The 13,249-nt window shown below is 66.8% G+C and carries 15 protein-coding genes; 8 read left to right on the top strand and 7 right to left on the bottom strand.

Annotated elements, in window-relative coordinates; genetic code table 11:
• The first annotated feature begins 279 nt into the window (after positions 1-279).
• From rpsB to FB478_RS10395, 6 genes are all read left to right on the top strand, one after another.
• Positions 280-1,137 (top strand): 30S ribosomal protein S2, encoded by an 858-nt coding sequence (rpsB, locus tag FB478_RS10420; protein ID WP_018771651.1) that lies wholly within the window; start codon positions 280-282, stop codon positions 1,135-1,137.
• Between the two features lie 128 nt (positions 1,138-1,265).
• On the top strand, positions 1,266-2,102 hold the full coding sequence (tsf, locus tag FB478_RS10415) for a translation elongation factor Ts (RefSeq protein WP_018771652.1): 837 nt from the start codon (positions 1,266-1,268) through the stop codon (positions 2,100-2,102).
• A 134-nt stretch (positions 2,103-2,236) separates the two neighbouring features.
• The gene (gene pyrH, locus FB478_RS10410; RefSeq protein ID WP_018771653.1) at positions 2,237-2,974 is read left to right on the top strand and encodes a UMP kinase; all 738 of its coding nucleotides are present in this window, start codon (positions 2,237-2,239) and stop codon (positions 2,972-2,974) included.
• A 129-nt stretch (positions 2,975-3,103) separates the two neighbouring features.
• Positions 3,104-3,661: a ribosome recycling factor gene (gene frr, locus FB478_RS10405; protein WP_018771654.1), complete on the top strand. Its 558-nt coding sequence runs from the start codon at positions 3,104-3,106 to the stop codon at positions 3,659-3,661.
• Positions 3,661-4,581, top strand: coding sequence for a phosphatidate cytidylyltransferase (locus tag FB478_RS10400; RefSeq protein WP_018771655.1), 921 nt, complete (start codon positions 3,661-3,663; stop codon positions 4,579-4,581). The genes frr and FB478_RS10400 overlap by 1 nt, the downstream gene beginning before the upstream one ends.
• A gap of 119 nt (positions 4,582-4,700) precedes the next feature.
• Positions 4,701-5,285, top strand: coding sequence for a DivIVA domain-containing protein (locus FB478_RS10395; RefSeq protein WP_018771656.1), 585 nt, complete (start codon positions 4,701-4,703; stop codon positions 5,283-5,285).
• 21 nt (positions 5,286-5,306) lie between these two features.
• Here the strand turns inward: FB478_RS10395 and FB478_RS10390 are convergent, their stop codons facing one another.
• From FB478_RS10390 to FB478_RS10370, 5 genes are read right to left on the bottom strand one after another with little or no spacing between them, the layout of a single operon-like run.
• The gene (locus FB478_RS10390; RefSeq protein WP_144600375.1) at positions 5,307-5,999 is read right to left on the bottom strand and encodes a hypothetical protein; all 693 of its coding nucleotides are present in this window, start codon (positions 5,997-5,999) and stop codon (positions 5,307-5,309) included.
• A gap of 4 nt (positions 6,000-6,003) precedes the next feature.
• Positions 6,004-7,467, bottom strand: a complete 1,464-nt coding sequence (locus FB478_RS10385) for a cation acetate symporter (protein ID WP_377204789.1) — start codon at positions 7,465-7,467, stop codon at positions 6,004-6,006.
• Positions 7,468-7,519: 52 nt separating this feature from the next.
• Positions 7,520-7,891 carry a membrane protein gene (locus FB478_RS10380; RefSeq protein WP_018771659.1) on the bottom strand — a complete coding sequence of 124 codons (372 nt, stop codon included), beginning with the start codon at positions 7,889-7,891 and terminating at the stop codon, positions 7,520-7,522.
• Complete coding sequence (locus FB478_RS10375; protein WP_018771660.1) at positions 7,888-8,604, bottom strand: LytTR family DNA-binding domain-containing protein; 717 nt, start codon at positions 8,602-8,604, stop codon at positions 7,888-7,890. Before FB478_RS10375 ends, FB478_RS10380 begins: the two co-directional genes overlap by 4 nt.
• A gap of 33 nt (positions 8,605-8,637) precedes the next feature.
• Positions 8,638-9,819, bottom strand: coding sequence for a sensor histidine kinase (locus FB478_RS10370; protein WP_026266130.1), 1,182 nt, complete (start codon positions 9,817-9,819; stop codon positions 8,638-8,640).
• Between the two features lie 232 nt (positions 9,820-10,051).
• On the opposite strand from FB478_RS10370, the gene FB478_RS10365 reads away from it, so the two are divergent.
• Positions 10,052-10,432 carry a DUF485 domain-containing protein gene (locus FB478_RS10365; RefSeq protein ID WP_018771662.1) on the top strand — a complete coding sequence of 127 codons (381 nt, stop codon included), beginning with the start codon at positions 10,052-10,054 and terminating at the stop codon, positions 10,430-10,432.
• Entirely contained in the window at positions 10,429-12,045 is a 1,617-nt protein-coding gene (locus FB478_RS10360) for a cation acetate symporter (protein ID WP_018771663.1), read from the top strand. The genes FB478_RS10365 and FB478_RS10360 overlap by 4 nt, the downstream gene beginning before the upstream one ends.
• A gap of 139 nt (positions 12,046-12,184) precedes the next feature.
• Here FB478_RS10360 and FB478_RS10355 read toward each other — a convergent pair whose 3' ends face one another.
• Both FB478_RS10355 and FB478_RS10350 read right to left on the bottom strand, forming a co-directional pair.
• Positions 12,185-12,805, bottom strand: coding sequence for a hypothetical protein (locus FB478_RS10355; RefSeq protein ID WP_261377381.1), 621 nt, complete (start codon positions 12,803-12,805; stop codon positions 12,185-12,187).
• Positions 12,806-12,807: 2 nt separating this feature from the next.
• Positions 12,808-13,212 (bottom strand): DUF4383 domain-containing protein, encoded by a 405-nt coding sequence (locus FB478_RS10350; RefSeq protein ID WP_056389952.1) that lies wholly within the window; start codon positions 13,210-13,212, stop codon positions 12,808-12,810.
• Positions 13,213-13,249 lie beyond the last annotated feature (37 nt).

The raw sequence follows: 13,249 nt of genomic DNA, 5'->3' as shown, positions 1-13,249 counted from the left end.
GGTACATGCCCCTGTCCGGATTGCGTCGGCACATCTCATTCAGAAGTGTGGGGGAGCGGCGGCTGACTACGCGCATCCAGCCCTCCGGCTGCCGACGCCCCGGTGTCGTGCACGGAGGACTGCGCTTCCTGCGGTCAGGCTTTGGTCCTGATGGGAAGGGCGGTGGATGCCAGGAGCACGGCCCGCCCGGGCCACGCTAATCAACCGTCAACTATTGGCAGGGTAAGAAGCCTCCGGGTTTTCTCATGAATGACCTGCCGGAAAATAAGGAGCGTCGGAATGCCCGTCGTAACCATGCGCCAGCTGCTTGACAGCGGCGTCCACTTTGGACACCAGACCCGCCGTTGGAACCCGAAGATGAAGCGCTTCATCTTCACCGAGCGCAACGGCATCTACATCATCGACCTTCAGCAGTCGCTGTCCTACATCGACCGTGCCTACGAGTTCGTCAAGGCCACTGTTGCCCACGGCGGCACCGTGCTCTTCGTCGGCACCAAGAAGCAGGCCCAGGAAGCAATTGCCGAGCAGGCCACCCGCGTGGGCCAGCCCTACGTCAACCAGCGTTGGCTCGGCGGTATGCTGACCAACTTCCAGACCGTCGCCAAGCGCATCCAGCGCATGAAGGAACTCGAAGAGATCGACTTCGACGACGTCGCCGGCTCCGCGTACACCAAGAAGGAGCTGCTGCTCCTCAAGCGCGAGCTCACCAAGCTGGAGTCCAACCTGGGCGGTATCCGCAACCTGACCAAGGCTCCGTCCCTGCTCTGGGTCGTGGACACCAAGAAGGAACACCTCGCCGTTGACGAGGCCAAGAAGCTGAACATCCCGGTTGTGGCCATCCTGGACACCAACTGCGATCCGGACGAAGTCGACTTCCCGATCCCGGGCAACGACGACGCCATCCGCTCCGTGAACCTCCTGACCCGCGTTGTCGCCGACGCCGTTGCCGAGGGCCTGATCGCCCGCAACAACCGCGGCACGGGCGCCACCGAAGCTCCGGAAGAGCCGCTGGCTGAGTGGGAGCGCGAGCTCCTCGAAGGCAGCAAGGCCGAGGAAGCTGCTGCAGCCCCCGCTGCTCCGGCTGAAGAAGCCGAAGCTCCGGCCGCCGCCGAGGCTCCCGCCGAAGACGCCAAGTAACACAACTTAAATCCGGATTTTCCGCGCTGTCCGCAGCCGGAACTGCTGACAGGATGGCAGCCCACCTTGTGGGCCGCCGTCCTGTCGGTCCGTACACCACCACACATTTTCTAGACAGAGGGGTTCACATGGCGAACTACACTGCCGCGGACATCAAGGCCCTGCGCGAGCGCACCGGCGCCGGCATGATGGACGTCAAGAAGGCTCTTGACGAAGCCAACGGTGACGCCGAGAAGGCCATCGAGATCATCCGCATCAAGGGCCTCAAGGGCGCTACCAAGCGCGAAGGCCGCTCCACCGCTGAAGGCCTCGTGGCCGCCAAGGTCAGCAATGGCGTCGGCGTCATGATCGAGGTCAACTGCGAGACCGACTTCGTTGCCAAGGCTGACAAGTTCATCCAGCTGGCCGACAAGGTCCTGGCCGTCGCCGTCGAGTCCGGCGCCGCCGACCTCGAAACCCTGCTGGCCACCGAGGTCGACGGCAAGCCGCTGTCCGAGGTCGTCATCGAAGAGGGCGCAGTCCTGGGCGAGAAGGTTGTTGTCCGCCGCATCTCCCGCATCGAGGGTGCAACGGTTGACGCTTACCTGCACAAGACCTCCAAGGACCTCCCGGCCCAGGTTGGCGTCCTGTTCGCTGTCGACGGTGAAGGCGAAGCCGCCGCCACCGCCGCCCACGACGTCGCCGTGCACATCGCCGCCATGGCTCCGAACTACCTCACCCGTGAGGACGTTCCTGCCGAACTCGTTGAGTCCGAGCGCCGCATTGCCGAGGAGACCGCCAAGGCCGAAGGCAAGCCCGAAGCTGCCCTCACCAAGATTGTGGAAGGCCGCGTGACGGGCTTCTACAAGGGCGAGGTCCTGGTTGACCAGGCATTCGCGAAGGACGCAAAGAAGTCCGTGGCACAGATCCTCGAAGAGGCCGGTGTCAAGGGAACCGCGTTCACGCGTTTCCGCGTCGGCTCCTAGTCGATTCCGCAAGGGGGTGGCCACTTCGGTGGCCGCCCCTTTTGCATGCGCGCAGTCCACATGGAGCGCGGCCGGTTCCGACCACAGGATCCGGCAGGATACCCTTTTTTCAGAGTCATCAACGGGAAGGCATCATGGAAGCCGTCAACACTGTCATCCATTCCGAGAAGAACAAGCGGCGGGTCCTCCTGAAGCTTTCCGGCGAGGTCTTCGGCGGCGGGAAACTCGGTGTCGACCCCGAGACCGTCCGCGACGTCGCCAAGCAGATTGCGGCGGCCGTCCCGCAGGTGGAAGTGGCCATCGTGGTGGGCGGCGGTAACTTCTTCCGCGGCGCCGAACTGTCCCAGAGCGGCATGGACCGATCCCGCGCCGACTACATGGGCATGCTGGGCACGGTCATGAATTGCCTTGCACTGCAGGATTTCCTGGAGCAGGCGGGCGTGGAAACCCGCGTCCAGAGTGCCATCACCATGGGCCAGGTGGCCGAGGCCTACATTCCGCGCCGTGCCATCCGCCACATGGAGAAGGGCCGCGTGGTCATCTTCGGCGCCGGCGCCGGCCTGCCCTACTTCTCCACCGACACCGTGGCAGCCCAGCGGGCCCTGGAGGTGCATGCCGACGTGGTCCTCATGGCCAAGAGCGGGGTGGACGCCGTGTACACCGCAGACCCCAAGAAGGACCCCACCGCGGAACGCCTGGAGACCCTGAGCTACGACGATGCGCTGCGCCGCGACATCCGCGTCATGGACCAGACGGCCATGACCATGTGCAAGGACAACAACCTCTCCATGGTGGTCTTCGGCATGGAGGGTGAAGGCAACGTCACCCGCGCCATCCTCGGCGAAAAGCTGGGCACGCTGGTCACTGCCTAGCTCCGGCTAGGATGATTCCAGGACAGTTCCGTCCCCGCCCCTCCCGGCGGGGACGGAAACGGCAACAAAGAACCACGTGAGTGCAGGGAACCGGCGCCCCGGACTGCACCAGAACCGTCAGGAGAGACCGTGATCGAAGATACCTTGCTTGAGGCCGAAGAGAAGATGGACAAGGCGGTTGAGGTAGCCAAGGAAGACTTCGCCTCCATTCGTACCGGTCGCGCCAATCCCGGCCTCTACAACAAGGTCCTGGTGGACTACTACGGCTCTCCCACCCCGCTGCAGCAGCTGGCCTCCTTCGCCATCCCGGACGCCCGGACCATCCTGATCACCCCGTTCGACAAGTCCGCCATGCGCGACATCGAACGCGCACTGAGCGATTCCGAGGTCGGCGCCAACCCGTCCAACGACGGCAACGTCATCCGGATCACCATCCCGGAGCTGACCAAGGAACGCCGCAAGGAATACGTCAAGATCGTCAAGACCAAGGGCGAAGACGCCAAGATCTCCATCCGCAACATCCGCCGCAAGGCAAAGGAGACCCTTGACCGCCTGGTGAAGGACGGCGAGGCCGGCGAAGACGAAGGCACCCGCGCCGAAAAGGAACTGGACAGCCTCACCAAGGCACACGTGGACGGCATCGACGAGCTGCTCAAGCGCAAGGAAGCAGAGCTGCTCGAAGTCTGATGGGCCAGGCAGATCAGGCCCCCGCACCCAGGGCGCGCACACGGGGGAAGCAGCCCAGGAGCAACCCGACGCCAAAGGCCGGGCGGAACCTGCCCGCCGCCGTCGTGGTGGGCCTGGCGATGCTGCTTGCCGTCCTGGGCGGCCTGCTGTTCATCCCGCTGGCTTTCGTAGCCATCGTCGCGGCCTTCGCCGTTTTTGGCGTGTGGGAGATCTACCGGGCGTTGGAGCACAACGGGACCAGGATGCCCATCGTGCCGGTCATGACCGGCACGGTGGCCTTGCCTTTCGCCGCCTACTTCGGCGGCATCGAGAGTCAACTGTTTGCCCTGCTCCTCAGCGCCGTGGCAGTCCTGCTGTGGCGGTCGATCGAAAGCGCCGCCGGATCGGCCAACAGCATTTTCGCCGGTGTCTTCACGCTGGGCTGGGTACCGTTCTTCATCAGCTTCGCGGCACTGCCGCTGCATGCGGCCGGTACCACGCCGCTGGGGCTTTGGCCCGGCGGCGCCGCCCCCATCGGTGCGTGGGAGATTGCCGTCATGCTGCTGCTGGTGGTCTCCAACGACACGTTCGGCTACCTCGTGGGCGCGTCCATCGGCAAGCACCCCATGGCGCCGAAGATCAGCCCCAAGAAATCCTGGGAGGGATTCGCAGGGTCCGCGGCGGGCGCCATGCTGATCGGCGTGCTGGCTGCCATCTTCGTGCTGGACAAGCCCTGGTGGGTAGGAGTGGTGCTGGCGGTGGGAACCGTTGCCGCGGCCACAGCCGGTGACCTTGGCGAATCCATGGTCAAGCGTGAACTGGGCGTCAAGGACATGAGCAGCATCCTGCCCGGACACGGGGGTGTCATGGACCGGCTGGACTCCATCGTCTTCGCCTCGCCCGTGGCCTTCATCCTGTACGGGCTCGTGGCCGGCGCATAACCCATCAGTCCCGGCACAACCGGGCGTCCGACATAAAAAGGGCCCGGGCGGCTGAAGCAACCCCGGCATCCTAGACTGGTGCGGAAGCACTACGGCTGAAGAGCATTGAAGGAATCGAAGTGGCATTGGACATTCATCGGCAAATCCCTGCGTCCTTTGAGCGCGTGCAGCGCAGTGAGTACGGGTACAACGCCAAGCAGGTGGACGAGTTCCTGCAGCGGGCGCGGGTCTCGCTGGAAACACCCCATGCCGCCACCGACCCCGTCAACAGCGCCGATGTCAGGGCCGTGTCCTTCGACCCCGTCAAGGGCGGCTACTCCGCGGCCGTCGTGGACGCCGCACTGGACCGGCTGGAGGACGCCTTCGCCCGCCGGGAACGGGATGAGCTCATCGCGGCCCAGGGCGAGGAAGCCTGGCTGCGCGAGATCGGAAGCCTCTCCGGCATCCTCCGGGGACGGCTGCACCGGCCGGACGGTGACCGCTTCCGCCGGCCCACCAAGAAGAAGGCCCGCAGTTACAACACGGCCGACGTCGACCGGCTGTGCCACGAACTTGTCGCCTACCTCGAACAGGACAAGCCGTTGAGCGTGGACAGCGTGCGCCGCGCAGTCTTCCGCCCGGCGGTTGGCCAGGATGGCTACGAGGAATCCCAAGTGGATGCCTTCCTGGACCGCGTCGTCGAACTGATGGCTGCCATCGACTGACGGGGCCACGCCCCGCAGCCGCTATTCCCGGTCCCGCGGCGGAGTGGGGGAGAGCGGCGCAAAACGACGCCATACATCGCGATAGCCCCTGTACCCCTTCACGGCGGCCACGCCGAGGAACCCTGCACCGCATGCGGCGCCCGCCACAAGGGCTGCCGCCATACCCGCTCCGGCCAGAGTCACCAGCAGGCCCGAAAGGATGGCAATCAAGGCGGCGTTCGCCGTCGCCATGAAGATCATGCTGCTGCCCGCCACATGGCTGAAGCTGCCCCTGCCCCCAAAGAAGTAGTACGTCTGCCGGGAGCCTGGCTCGTCGTCGTGGTGCGCAGCCATCAGGTACGGTGCCACTCCCGGATCAAGGTCCACGTAGGCAGCCCGCAACCTGTTCATTGCCGTGACGTACATGAGGTCCTCGTGCGCCACGTTCATGACCCGGAGCTGGGTCAGGAGCCCGATCGCCACGTCGATGAAGAGAATAACCACGGCCAGCAGGACAAAGGCATCCGAAAACCCTGTGGCCTGCCCCACCAGCGCCACGCTGACCAGGCTTGCCGACGTAAAGGTGAGGAACATGCTGATGCGGGTCAGTACCTCGCCTTGGGCCGTGCTGCGGGATGCCAGCAGGCCCCAGTGTTCCGTGGCGAGCAGCTGCGCACGCACGGAGGCCGGAACTGCACCATGCTGGTCGGACGTACCGCCGTCCTGGGTGGACATGGCGTTATTGTCCTCCCGGCCCCCGTTCGGTGGCCAGCGGCCGCTCCGGGGTATGGAGGCGGGTCATGATCCGCGGCATCGTGGCGGGAACCCGGTGGGAGGTGGCCCGGGACACGATGACCATGACGGCGAAGGCGGCAGGCACGCTCCACGCCGCAGGCTGCGCGAGCCACGCGGGTGTCTGCACCGAACCGGTCACGGAGCCCGCAATCATTGCCCCGCCGCACAGCACCCCGCCGGTCAGCATGCCGGCGATGGCCCCGGCGTCGGTCAGGCCGCGCCACCAGATGCCCAGCAGCAGGACCGGGCACACGGTGGAGGCGGTGAAGGCGAAGACCAGGCCCACGCTGCCGGCCAGTGCCAGGGATCCCGTCATGAAGGCAAAGCCAAGGGGGACGACGGCGGACACGACGGCGGCGAGGCGGAAACCGCGGACGCTGCCGCCCAGGACGTCCTGGCTGATGACGCCGGCAAGCGACACCACCAGGCCCGACGTGGTGGACAGGAACGCGGCGAAGGCGCCCGCCACCACCAGGGCAGAGAGCAGGTCCCCGGGCATCCCGCCGACGAGTTCACCCGGCAGCCGCAGGACCATGGCGTCCGGCTGTCCGGAACGGGCCAGGCCGGGTGCGTACATGCGGGCCACCAGGCCGTAGGCCGTGGGGAAGAGGTAGAACACGGACAGCAGGCCCAGGACGATCAGGGTGGTGCGCCGCGCCGAGTGCCCGTCCGGATTGGTGTAGAAACGCACCAGCACGTGCGGCAGCCCCAGGGTGCCGAACAGCAGGGCCACCAGCAGGGACACGTTCTGGTACAGCCCGGCGGGTGCCAGGTCCGTGGGGTTGACCGCCGGCGCGGACTGCGGCTGGGCCCCGTGGCCCGCCAGCACGAAGATGATGAACAGGATGGGCACGGCCAGGGCGGTCAGCTTGAGCCAGTACTGGAACGCCTGGACAAAGGTTATGGACCGCATTCCGCCCGCCACCACCGTCAGGCAAACCACCACCACGACGGCCACGGAACCCACCCAGGACGGCAGGCCCGTGGCGATGTGGATGGTCAGGGCCGCTCCGTGGAGCTGCGGGACGATATACAGCCACCCCACCACGACCACCACCAGGCTGGTAACCCTCCGCACCGTCCTGGAAGAGAGCCGTGATTCGGTAAAGTCCGGGATGGTGTAGGCGCCCGAACGCCGCAGCGGCGCGGCGACGAAGAGCAGCAGCATCAGGTAGCCGGCGGTGTATCCCACCGGGAACCAAAGCGCGTCTGTCCCGGACAGCAGGATGAGCCCGGCCACGCCCAGGAAGCTGGCGGCGGACAGGTACTCGCCGCCGATCGCCGACGCGTTCCACCACGGCCGCACGGTGCGCGAGGCAACGTAGAAGTCCCCCGTGGTGCGTGAGATCCGCAGCCCGTAGAAACCAATAATGGCCGTGGCAAGGGACACCACCGCCACGGCTGCCATGGCGACGCCGGCATTCACCCGTACCTCACCGGGTTGTGGTGCGAACGCGTGTTCATGGTTCGCCGGCCAGGTCCCGGTAGCGGGCCTCGTTGCGCGCCGCAGTCCTGACGTACAGCCAGGCGCTCAACCCGATCACCGGGTAGATCCCAACCCCCAGCAGGAGCCAGCCGAACGGGAGGCCGCCGATCCGGGTTTCGGCCAGGCCGGGAACCACCACAAGGATCAACGGGAAAGCGGCAAGGATCAGCAGGAAGCCGCCCGCCACCACCAGGGCAAGCCGCAGCTGGGACCTGATGAGGGAGCGGACGAACACCTGACCCACCTCGGAATCCTGTGCGGCTTCACGCGATTCGAGCGAACGCCGCCCGCCCTGCGCCGGGGACCGGGGGAAAGCGTGCGGTGCGGTGACCCGGACGCGGCTCATGCGTGCGGCCTGATCCTGGTGGCCTCCAGCCTTTCCCGCACGGTGGGCAGGTGCCGCCTGCTGATGGGGAGGCCCGCGCCCGCCACCGTGACGCGCGGCCCGTCGGCCGCCAGCTTCATTGAGGACACATGCTTCAGTGCCACCAGGTAGGAGCGGTGGGTGCGGATGAAGCCGGCGTCCGCCCATTGCTGTTCAAGGTCGGCCAGCGGCACCCGGATGAGGTAGCTGGCATCGGCGGTGTGCAGCCGCGCGTAGTCCCCCTGCGCCTGGACGTAGGTGACGTCGTCGCGGCGGATCATCCTGGTGGTCCCGCCCTGGTCAACCGTGATCATCTCCGGTGCCGCGCCGCCGTCGCGCAGTTCACTGATCCGCCCCACGGAGCGGGCCAGGCGCTCGGCACGCACCGGCTTGAGCAGGTAGTCCACGGCGGCGAGTTCGAACGCCGCCAGGGCGTGCTCCTCGTCGGCGGTGACAAAGACAACGGCCGGGGGATTGCTGCTCCGGGCGATGGCGCCGGCGATGTCCAGGCCGGACACGGCGGGCATATGGATGTCCAGGAAGACGGCGTCGATGCTCCCGGCGGACAGGGCCGTGAGTGCTTCAGCGCCGGACGTCGCCCGCAGCACCTTGCCGATGCGTTCGTCCCTGCCCAGCAGGAACGCCAGTTCCTCAACGGCGGGCAGCTCATCATCAACGACGAGGACGTTAATCATTCTCCTAGGGTACTTCCAGCTGCAGCGGCCGCCTCACGCATCGTGCCCGGGCTGGGACTTTGGCACCCGCATGGTGATCAGCGTTCCCTCACCGGGCGCGGTTTCCACCACCAGTCCATGGTCGTTGCCGTACACCTGCCGGAGGCGGGCATCGACGTTCCGCAGCCCCACGTGGTCCCCGTCCGCATGCCCCGCCAGCACCGACCGGAGCTGCTCCGGGTCCATTCCCACGCCATCGTCCTCAATGGTGACTTCCGCGAATGCGCCGGCGTCCTCGGCGGTGATGCTGATATGACCGGGCCCCGCCTTGGCCTCGAGCCCGTGCCGGACGGCGTTCTCGACCAGTGGTTGGAGGCTGAGGAAGGGGATGACGGTGCTGAGCACTTCGGGGGCGATGCGCAGGCTGACCTGCACGCGCTCACCAAACCGGGCCCGTTCCAGCAGCAGGTAGCGGTCGATGCAGCGAAGCTCCTCTGCGAGGGTGGTGAAGTCGCCGTGCCGGCGGAAGGAGTAGCGGGTGAAGTCCGCGAACTCCACCACCAGCTCCCTGGCCCGTTCAGGGTCCGTATTGATGAACGACGCGATGGCGTTCAGTGAGTTGTAGATGAAGTGCGGGCTGATCTGGGCACGCAGCGCCCGCACTTCCGCCTCCATCAGCAGGGTGCGGGACGCGTCCAATTCCGCGAGCTCCACCTGCACCGCCACCCAGTCGGCCACTTCCCCCGTCGCCCTGACCAGGCCCGCCCCGGCGGAAGGAGCGAAGGCGGCCACGGCGCCGACTATACGGGTGCCGGCCCGCACCGGGGCGATGACGCCGGCAAGGCGGCCGCCGGTTCCGTCCACGCCTGCGGAGAGGACAGCGGTCCGGCCCGACGAAAGGACCCCTGCGGCGAGTTCCATCAGGTGCGGCCGGATGTCCTCGGCGCCGCCGTCCCAGGCCAGCACGCCGGACGTGTCCGTGATCGCCAGGGCGTCGCAGCCCAGGAGGGTGCGCAGCTGCCGGCTGGCTTTGGCAGCGCCGGCCGGGTTCAGGCCGCGGCGCAGGTGCTGCCCGGCCTGGGATGCCGCGTGGAGCGTGTGGTAGGTGGCGCGCTCGGCGTCAGTGCCAAGGTCCCTGAAGGAGCGGAGCACCTTCAGGCCCACGCCGACGACGACGGCAATGGCCATGGCGATCACCGCAACGGCCGCAGCGGTGAGGAGGGGGGAGTCCGGCATGGTGCCCAGCGTAGCGGCGGGTGCCGTTTGCCGCAGCATCGCAACCGTTGAGCGACCGTGGGCGGCGAAGTTCTGGAACGGGCAGGCCGGCAGCGGCAGAGTGATTGGTGTCACATCTGCGGTGTTCCTGTGCAGTGCCTCTGCGCAGTGTCCCTGTCCGAAGCCCCAGTCCGGGGCCTTCGTCCCAGGGCCTGCCGCCCGGTGTGTACCGGCAACTCAATGAGGAGGAATCATGGGTAATGATGCCCATACTCCGGACGCAGCGGCGTCCGTGGACTTCGAGCAGGTCCAGTCGACCGGGCAGTTCCAGGAATTGCGCAAGCGTCACCGCAGCTTTGTCTTCCCCATGGCAGTGGCCTTCCTGCTGTGGTACTTCGCCTATGTCCTGCTCGCCGACTACGCGGTGGGGTTCATGTCCACCAAGGTCTGGGGCAACATCAACGTGGGCCTGATCCTGGGCCTGCTCCAGTTCATCTCGACCTTTGCCATCACCGGCTGGTACGTCCACTACTCGAACCGGAAACTGGACCCCATCGCCTCGGAAATCAGGCATGAGATCGAGGGCCACGAATTCGATAAGAATGGAAACCGAGTGGGCGGAGCCAACAAATGATCGCAATCCCAGCCGCGGTGGACGTTGCCGCCCTCAAGGAAACCACCCTTTTGAACATGGGCATCTTCGGCCTTTTCGTGGCCGTGACCATGGTGATCGTGTTCCGCGCCAGCCGCAACAACAAAACTGCCGCCGACTACTACGCCGCCGGGCGTTCGTTCACGGGCTCGCAGAACGGCACCGCCATCGCCGGCGACTACCTGTCGGCAGCATCCTTCCTGGGCATCACCGGTGCCATCGCCATCAACGGCTATGACGGCTTCATGTACTCCATCGGCTTCCTGGTGGCCTGGCTGGTGGCGCTGCTGCTTGTGGCCGAACTGCTGCGCAACACCGGCAAGTTCACCATGGCCGATGTGCTCTCCTTCCGGCTGAAGCAGCGCCCGGTGCGGATCGCGGCCGCCATCTCCACCCTGGCCGTCTGCTTCTTCTACCTGCTGGCCCAGATGGCCGGTGCGGGAAGCCTGATTTCGCTCCTGCTGGGCATCAGCGACTGGGGCGGCCAGGCCCTGGTGATCGTCGTCGTCGGCGCCCTCATGATCATGTACGTCCTGATCGGCGGCATGAAGGGCACCACCTGGGTCCAGATCATCAAAGCCATGCTGCTGATCGCAGGCGCCGCAGTCATGACCCTGTGGGTCCTGGCCATCTACGGCTTCAACCTTTCCGCCCTGCTGGGCGGCGCTGTGGAGACGGCCAACAACCCGGCCGTGCTCAACCCGGGCCTGCAGTACGGCAAGACCGAGACCTCCAAGCTGGACTTCATGTCCCTGGGCCTGGCGCTGGTCCTGGGCACGGCAGCCCTGCCGCACGTCCTGATGCGCTTCTACACGGTGCCCACGGCCAAGGAAGCGCGCAAGTCCGTGGTCTGGTCCATCTGGCTGATCGGCCTGTTCTACCTGTTCACCCTGGTGCTGGGCTACGGTGCTGCGGCCCTGGTGGGTCCGGACACCATCAAGGGCGCCCCGGGCGGCGTCAACGCTGCCGCCCCGCTGCTGGCCTTCCACCTGGGCGGGCCGCTGCTGCTCGGCTTCATCTCCGCTGTCGCCTTCGCCACCATCCTGGCGGTGGTGGCAGGCCTGACCATCACGGCTGCCGCATCCTTCGCGCATGACATCTACGCCAACGTCATCGCCAAGGGCAAGGCCGACGCGGCGACTGAAGTCCGGGTGGCCCGGCGCACCGTGGTGGTAATCGGCATCCTGGCCATCCTGGGCGGTATCTTCGCCAACGGCCAGAACGTTGCCTTCCTGGTGGCGCTGGCCTTCGCCGTCGCCGCTTCAGCCAACCTGCCCACCATCATCTACTCGCTGTTCTGGCGGAAGTTCACCACCCAGGGTGCCGTGTGGAGCATGTACGGCGGCCTGGCCGCGGCGATCCTGCTCATCGTGTTCTCCCCGGTGGTTTCCGGTGCGAAGACCTCAATGATCCCCGGGGCCAACTTCGCCCTCTTCCCGCTCAGCAACCCGGGCATTGTGTCCATTCCGCTGGCCTTCTTCCTGGGCTGGCTGGGCACCACCCTGGACAAGAGGACGGAAGACCCCGCGAAGCAGGCGGAAATGGAAGTCCGCTCGCTCACGGGCATCGGAGCCGAAAAGGCCGTGGACCACTGACAGCCGGACCACTGACTGGCTGGCCACTGGTGGATATGCCGGCAGCGTCGGCATGACAGCGAAGAGCCTCCAGCCGCATACCGCGGCCTGGAGGCTCTTTGCGTTTGCCGCCCCCGCGCGCTTTACCGGAAGGGGGGATTCAGTGCTGGTGGTGGCCGCCCGGCGCCGGGTTCCCGTGCCCGCCGTGCGGGACGGCGTACTGGCCGGCCGTCGAGGCGGCGAGGCCCGGCGTCGCAATCCCTGCCACCAGGACGGCGCCGGCGAAAGCTCCCAGCAACAGCCGGCCCGGCCGCCCTCCGGCCCCTGCGGACGGAATCCGCGGTTCGCGGTGCTGCCGTTCGCGCTGGAGCCACCCGAGCGACGCGAGGATCATCAGCGTGAGCAGCAACGCCGAAAGGTGGGTCAGGCTGAGGCCTGAGGCCGGGCCGGCAACGGGAGGTGATGCCATCGCGGCCAGGTGGACGGCGGCTGCACCGGCCAGCACATACCGCGACTTCCGGCCGCCCGGCAGCCGGTCCCTTGCCAGGAACACCACGGCAGCGGCGAGCAGCATCAGCCCCCAGGCCCCGGCCGCAACACCTGCGGCAACCGCTGGGGTGGCCGCAGGTCCCGCTGCTGCCGAAAAGATACTGGACGAAATGGCGAGGTTGACCGATCCCGCACCAAAGCCCGCAAACCCGGTGACGAGTCGAACAGCACTGCCCGCCTGCAGGCCTGGTTGGTCCGGCGCCATCGGCCGGACCGGTACCGGGACCGCCACGGCTAAGCCCTTGCGGTGGCCGGGGACTTGTCCAGCGACAGGCCCACGCCGAGGAGGAGTACGGCGCTGGCGAGGTGCAGGACGTTGTCGGCGCCGTTCAGGGCGATGATGTTCAGCGGCGAGTTGAGCAGGAACAGACCCACGATGCCCACCAGGAGGTAGACGGCGCCTACCGTGGCGTTCACGGTTCGGGCGGTGGCCGTTCCGCGAAGCCCGGCGAAGAGCAGCGCGGCGCCGATGGCCAGGTGGATGACGTTGTGCAGCGGATTGACTTCGAAGATGATGAGGTTCGCGCCTTCGGTGGCGGCGAAACCGACGCCGGACGTGACAGCGAAGCCCAGGAGGCCCACCAGCAGGTAGACGGCTCCGAAAACGGTGGCGACGAGGCGGTTGGGTGAGTTGCGCATGGCCGGTTCCTTCCGATAGGGCGGGCAGCAGTTCCCG

It is taken from the genome of Arthrobacter sp. AG367 (assembly GCF_007828995.1).
In the GTDB taxonomy this organism is placed as follows: domain Bacteria; phylum Actinomycetota; class Actinomycetes; order Actinomycetales; family Micrococcaceae; genus Arthrobacter.
The sequence above is the reverse complement of the archived record's forward strand: the minus strand, read 5'-3'. Positions and strand labels throughout refer to the sequence as shown.

What these genes read in the sequence shown, in the direction of transcription:
- rpsB (WP_018771651.1), top strand. Translation starts at nt 280, where the DNA reads ATGCCCGTCGTAACCATGCGCCAGCTGCTTGACAGCGGCGTCCACTTT.
- FB478_RS10385 (WP_377204789.1), bottom strand. Translation starts at nt 7,467, where the DNA reads ATGGCAGCCGTGGCGGTGGTGTCCCTTGCCACGGCCATTATTGGTTTC.
- tsf (WP_018771652.1), top strand. Translation starts at nt 1,266, where the DNA reads ATGGCGAACTACACTGCCGCGGACATCAAGGCCCTGCGCGAGCGCACC.
- FB478_RS10350 (WP_056389952.1), bottom strand. Translation starts at nt 13,212, where the DNA reads ATGCGCAACTCACCCAACCGCCTCGTCGCCACCGTTTTCGGAGCCGTC.
- FB478_RS10365 (WP_018771662.1), top strand. Translation starts at nt 10,052, where the DNA reads ATGGGTAATGATGCCCATACTCCGGACGCAGCGGCGTCCGTGGACTTC.
- FB478_RS10360 (WP_018771663.1), top strand. Translation starts at nt 10,429, where the DNA reads ATGATCGCAATCCCAGCCGCGGTGGACGTTGCCGCCCTCAAGGAAACC.
- pyrH (WP_018771653.1), top strand. Translation starts at nt 2,237, where the DNA reads ATGGAAGCCGTCAACACTGTCATCCATTCCGAGAAGAACAAGCGGCGG.
- FB478_RS10380 (WP_018771659.1), bottom strand. Translation starts at nt 7,891, where the DNA reads ATGAGCCGCGTCCGGGTCACCGCACCGCACGCTTTCCCCCGGTCCCCG.
- FB478_RS10370 (WP_026266130.1), bottom strand. Translation starts at nt 9,819, where the DNA reads ATGCCGGACTCCCCCCTCCTCACCGCTGCGGCCGTTGCGGTGATCGCC.
- FB478_RS10375 (WP_018771660.1), bottom strand. Translation starts at nt 8,604, where the DNA reads ATGATTAACGTCCTCGTCGTTGATGATGAGCTGCCCGCCGTTGAGGAA.
- FB478_RS10390 (WP_144600375.1), bottom strand. Translation starts at nt 5,999, where the DNA reads ATGTCCACCCAGGACGGCGGTACGTCCGACCAGCATGGTGCAGTTCCG.
- FB478_RS10400 (WP_018771655.1), top strand. Translation starts at nt 3,661, where the DNA reads ATGGGCCAGGCAGATCAGGCCCCCGCACCCAGGGCGCGCACACGGGGG.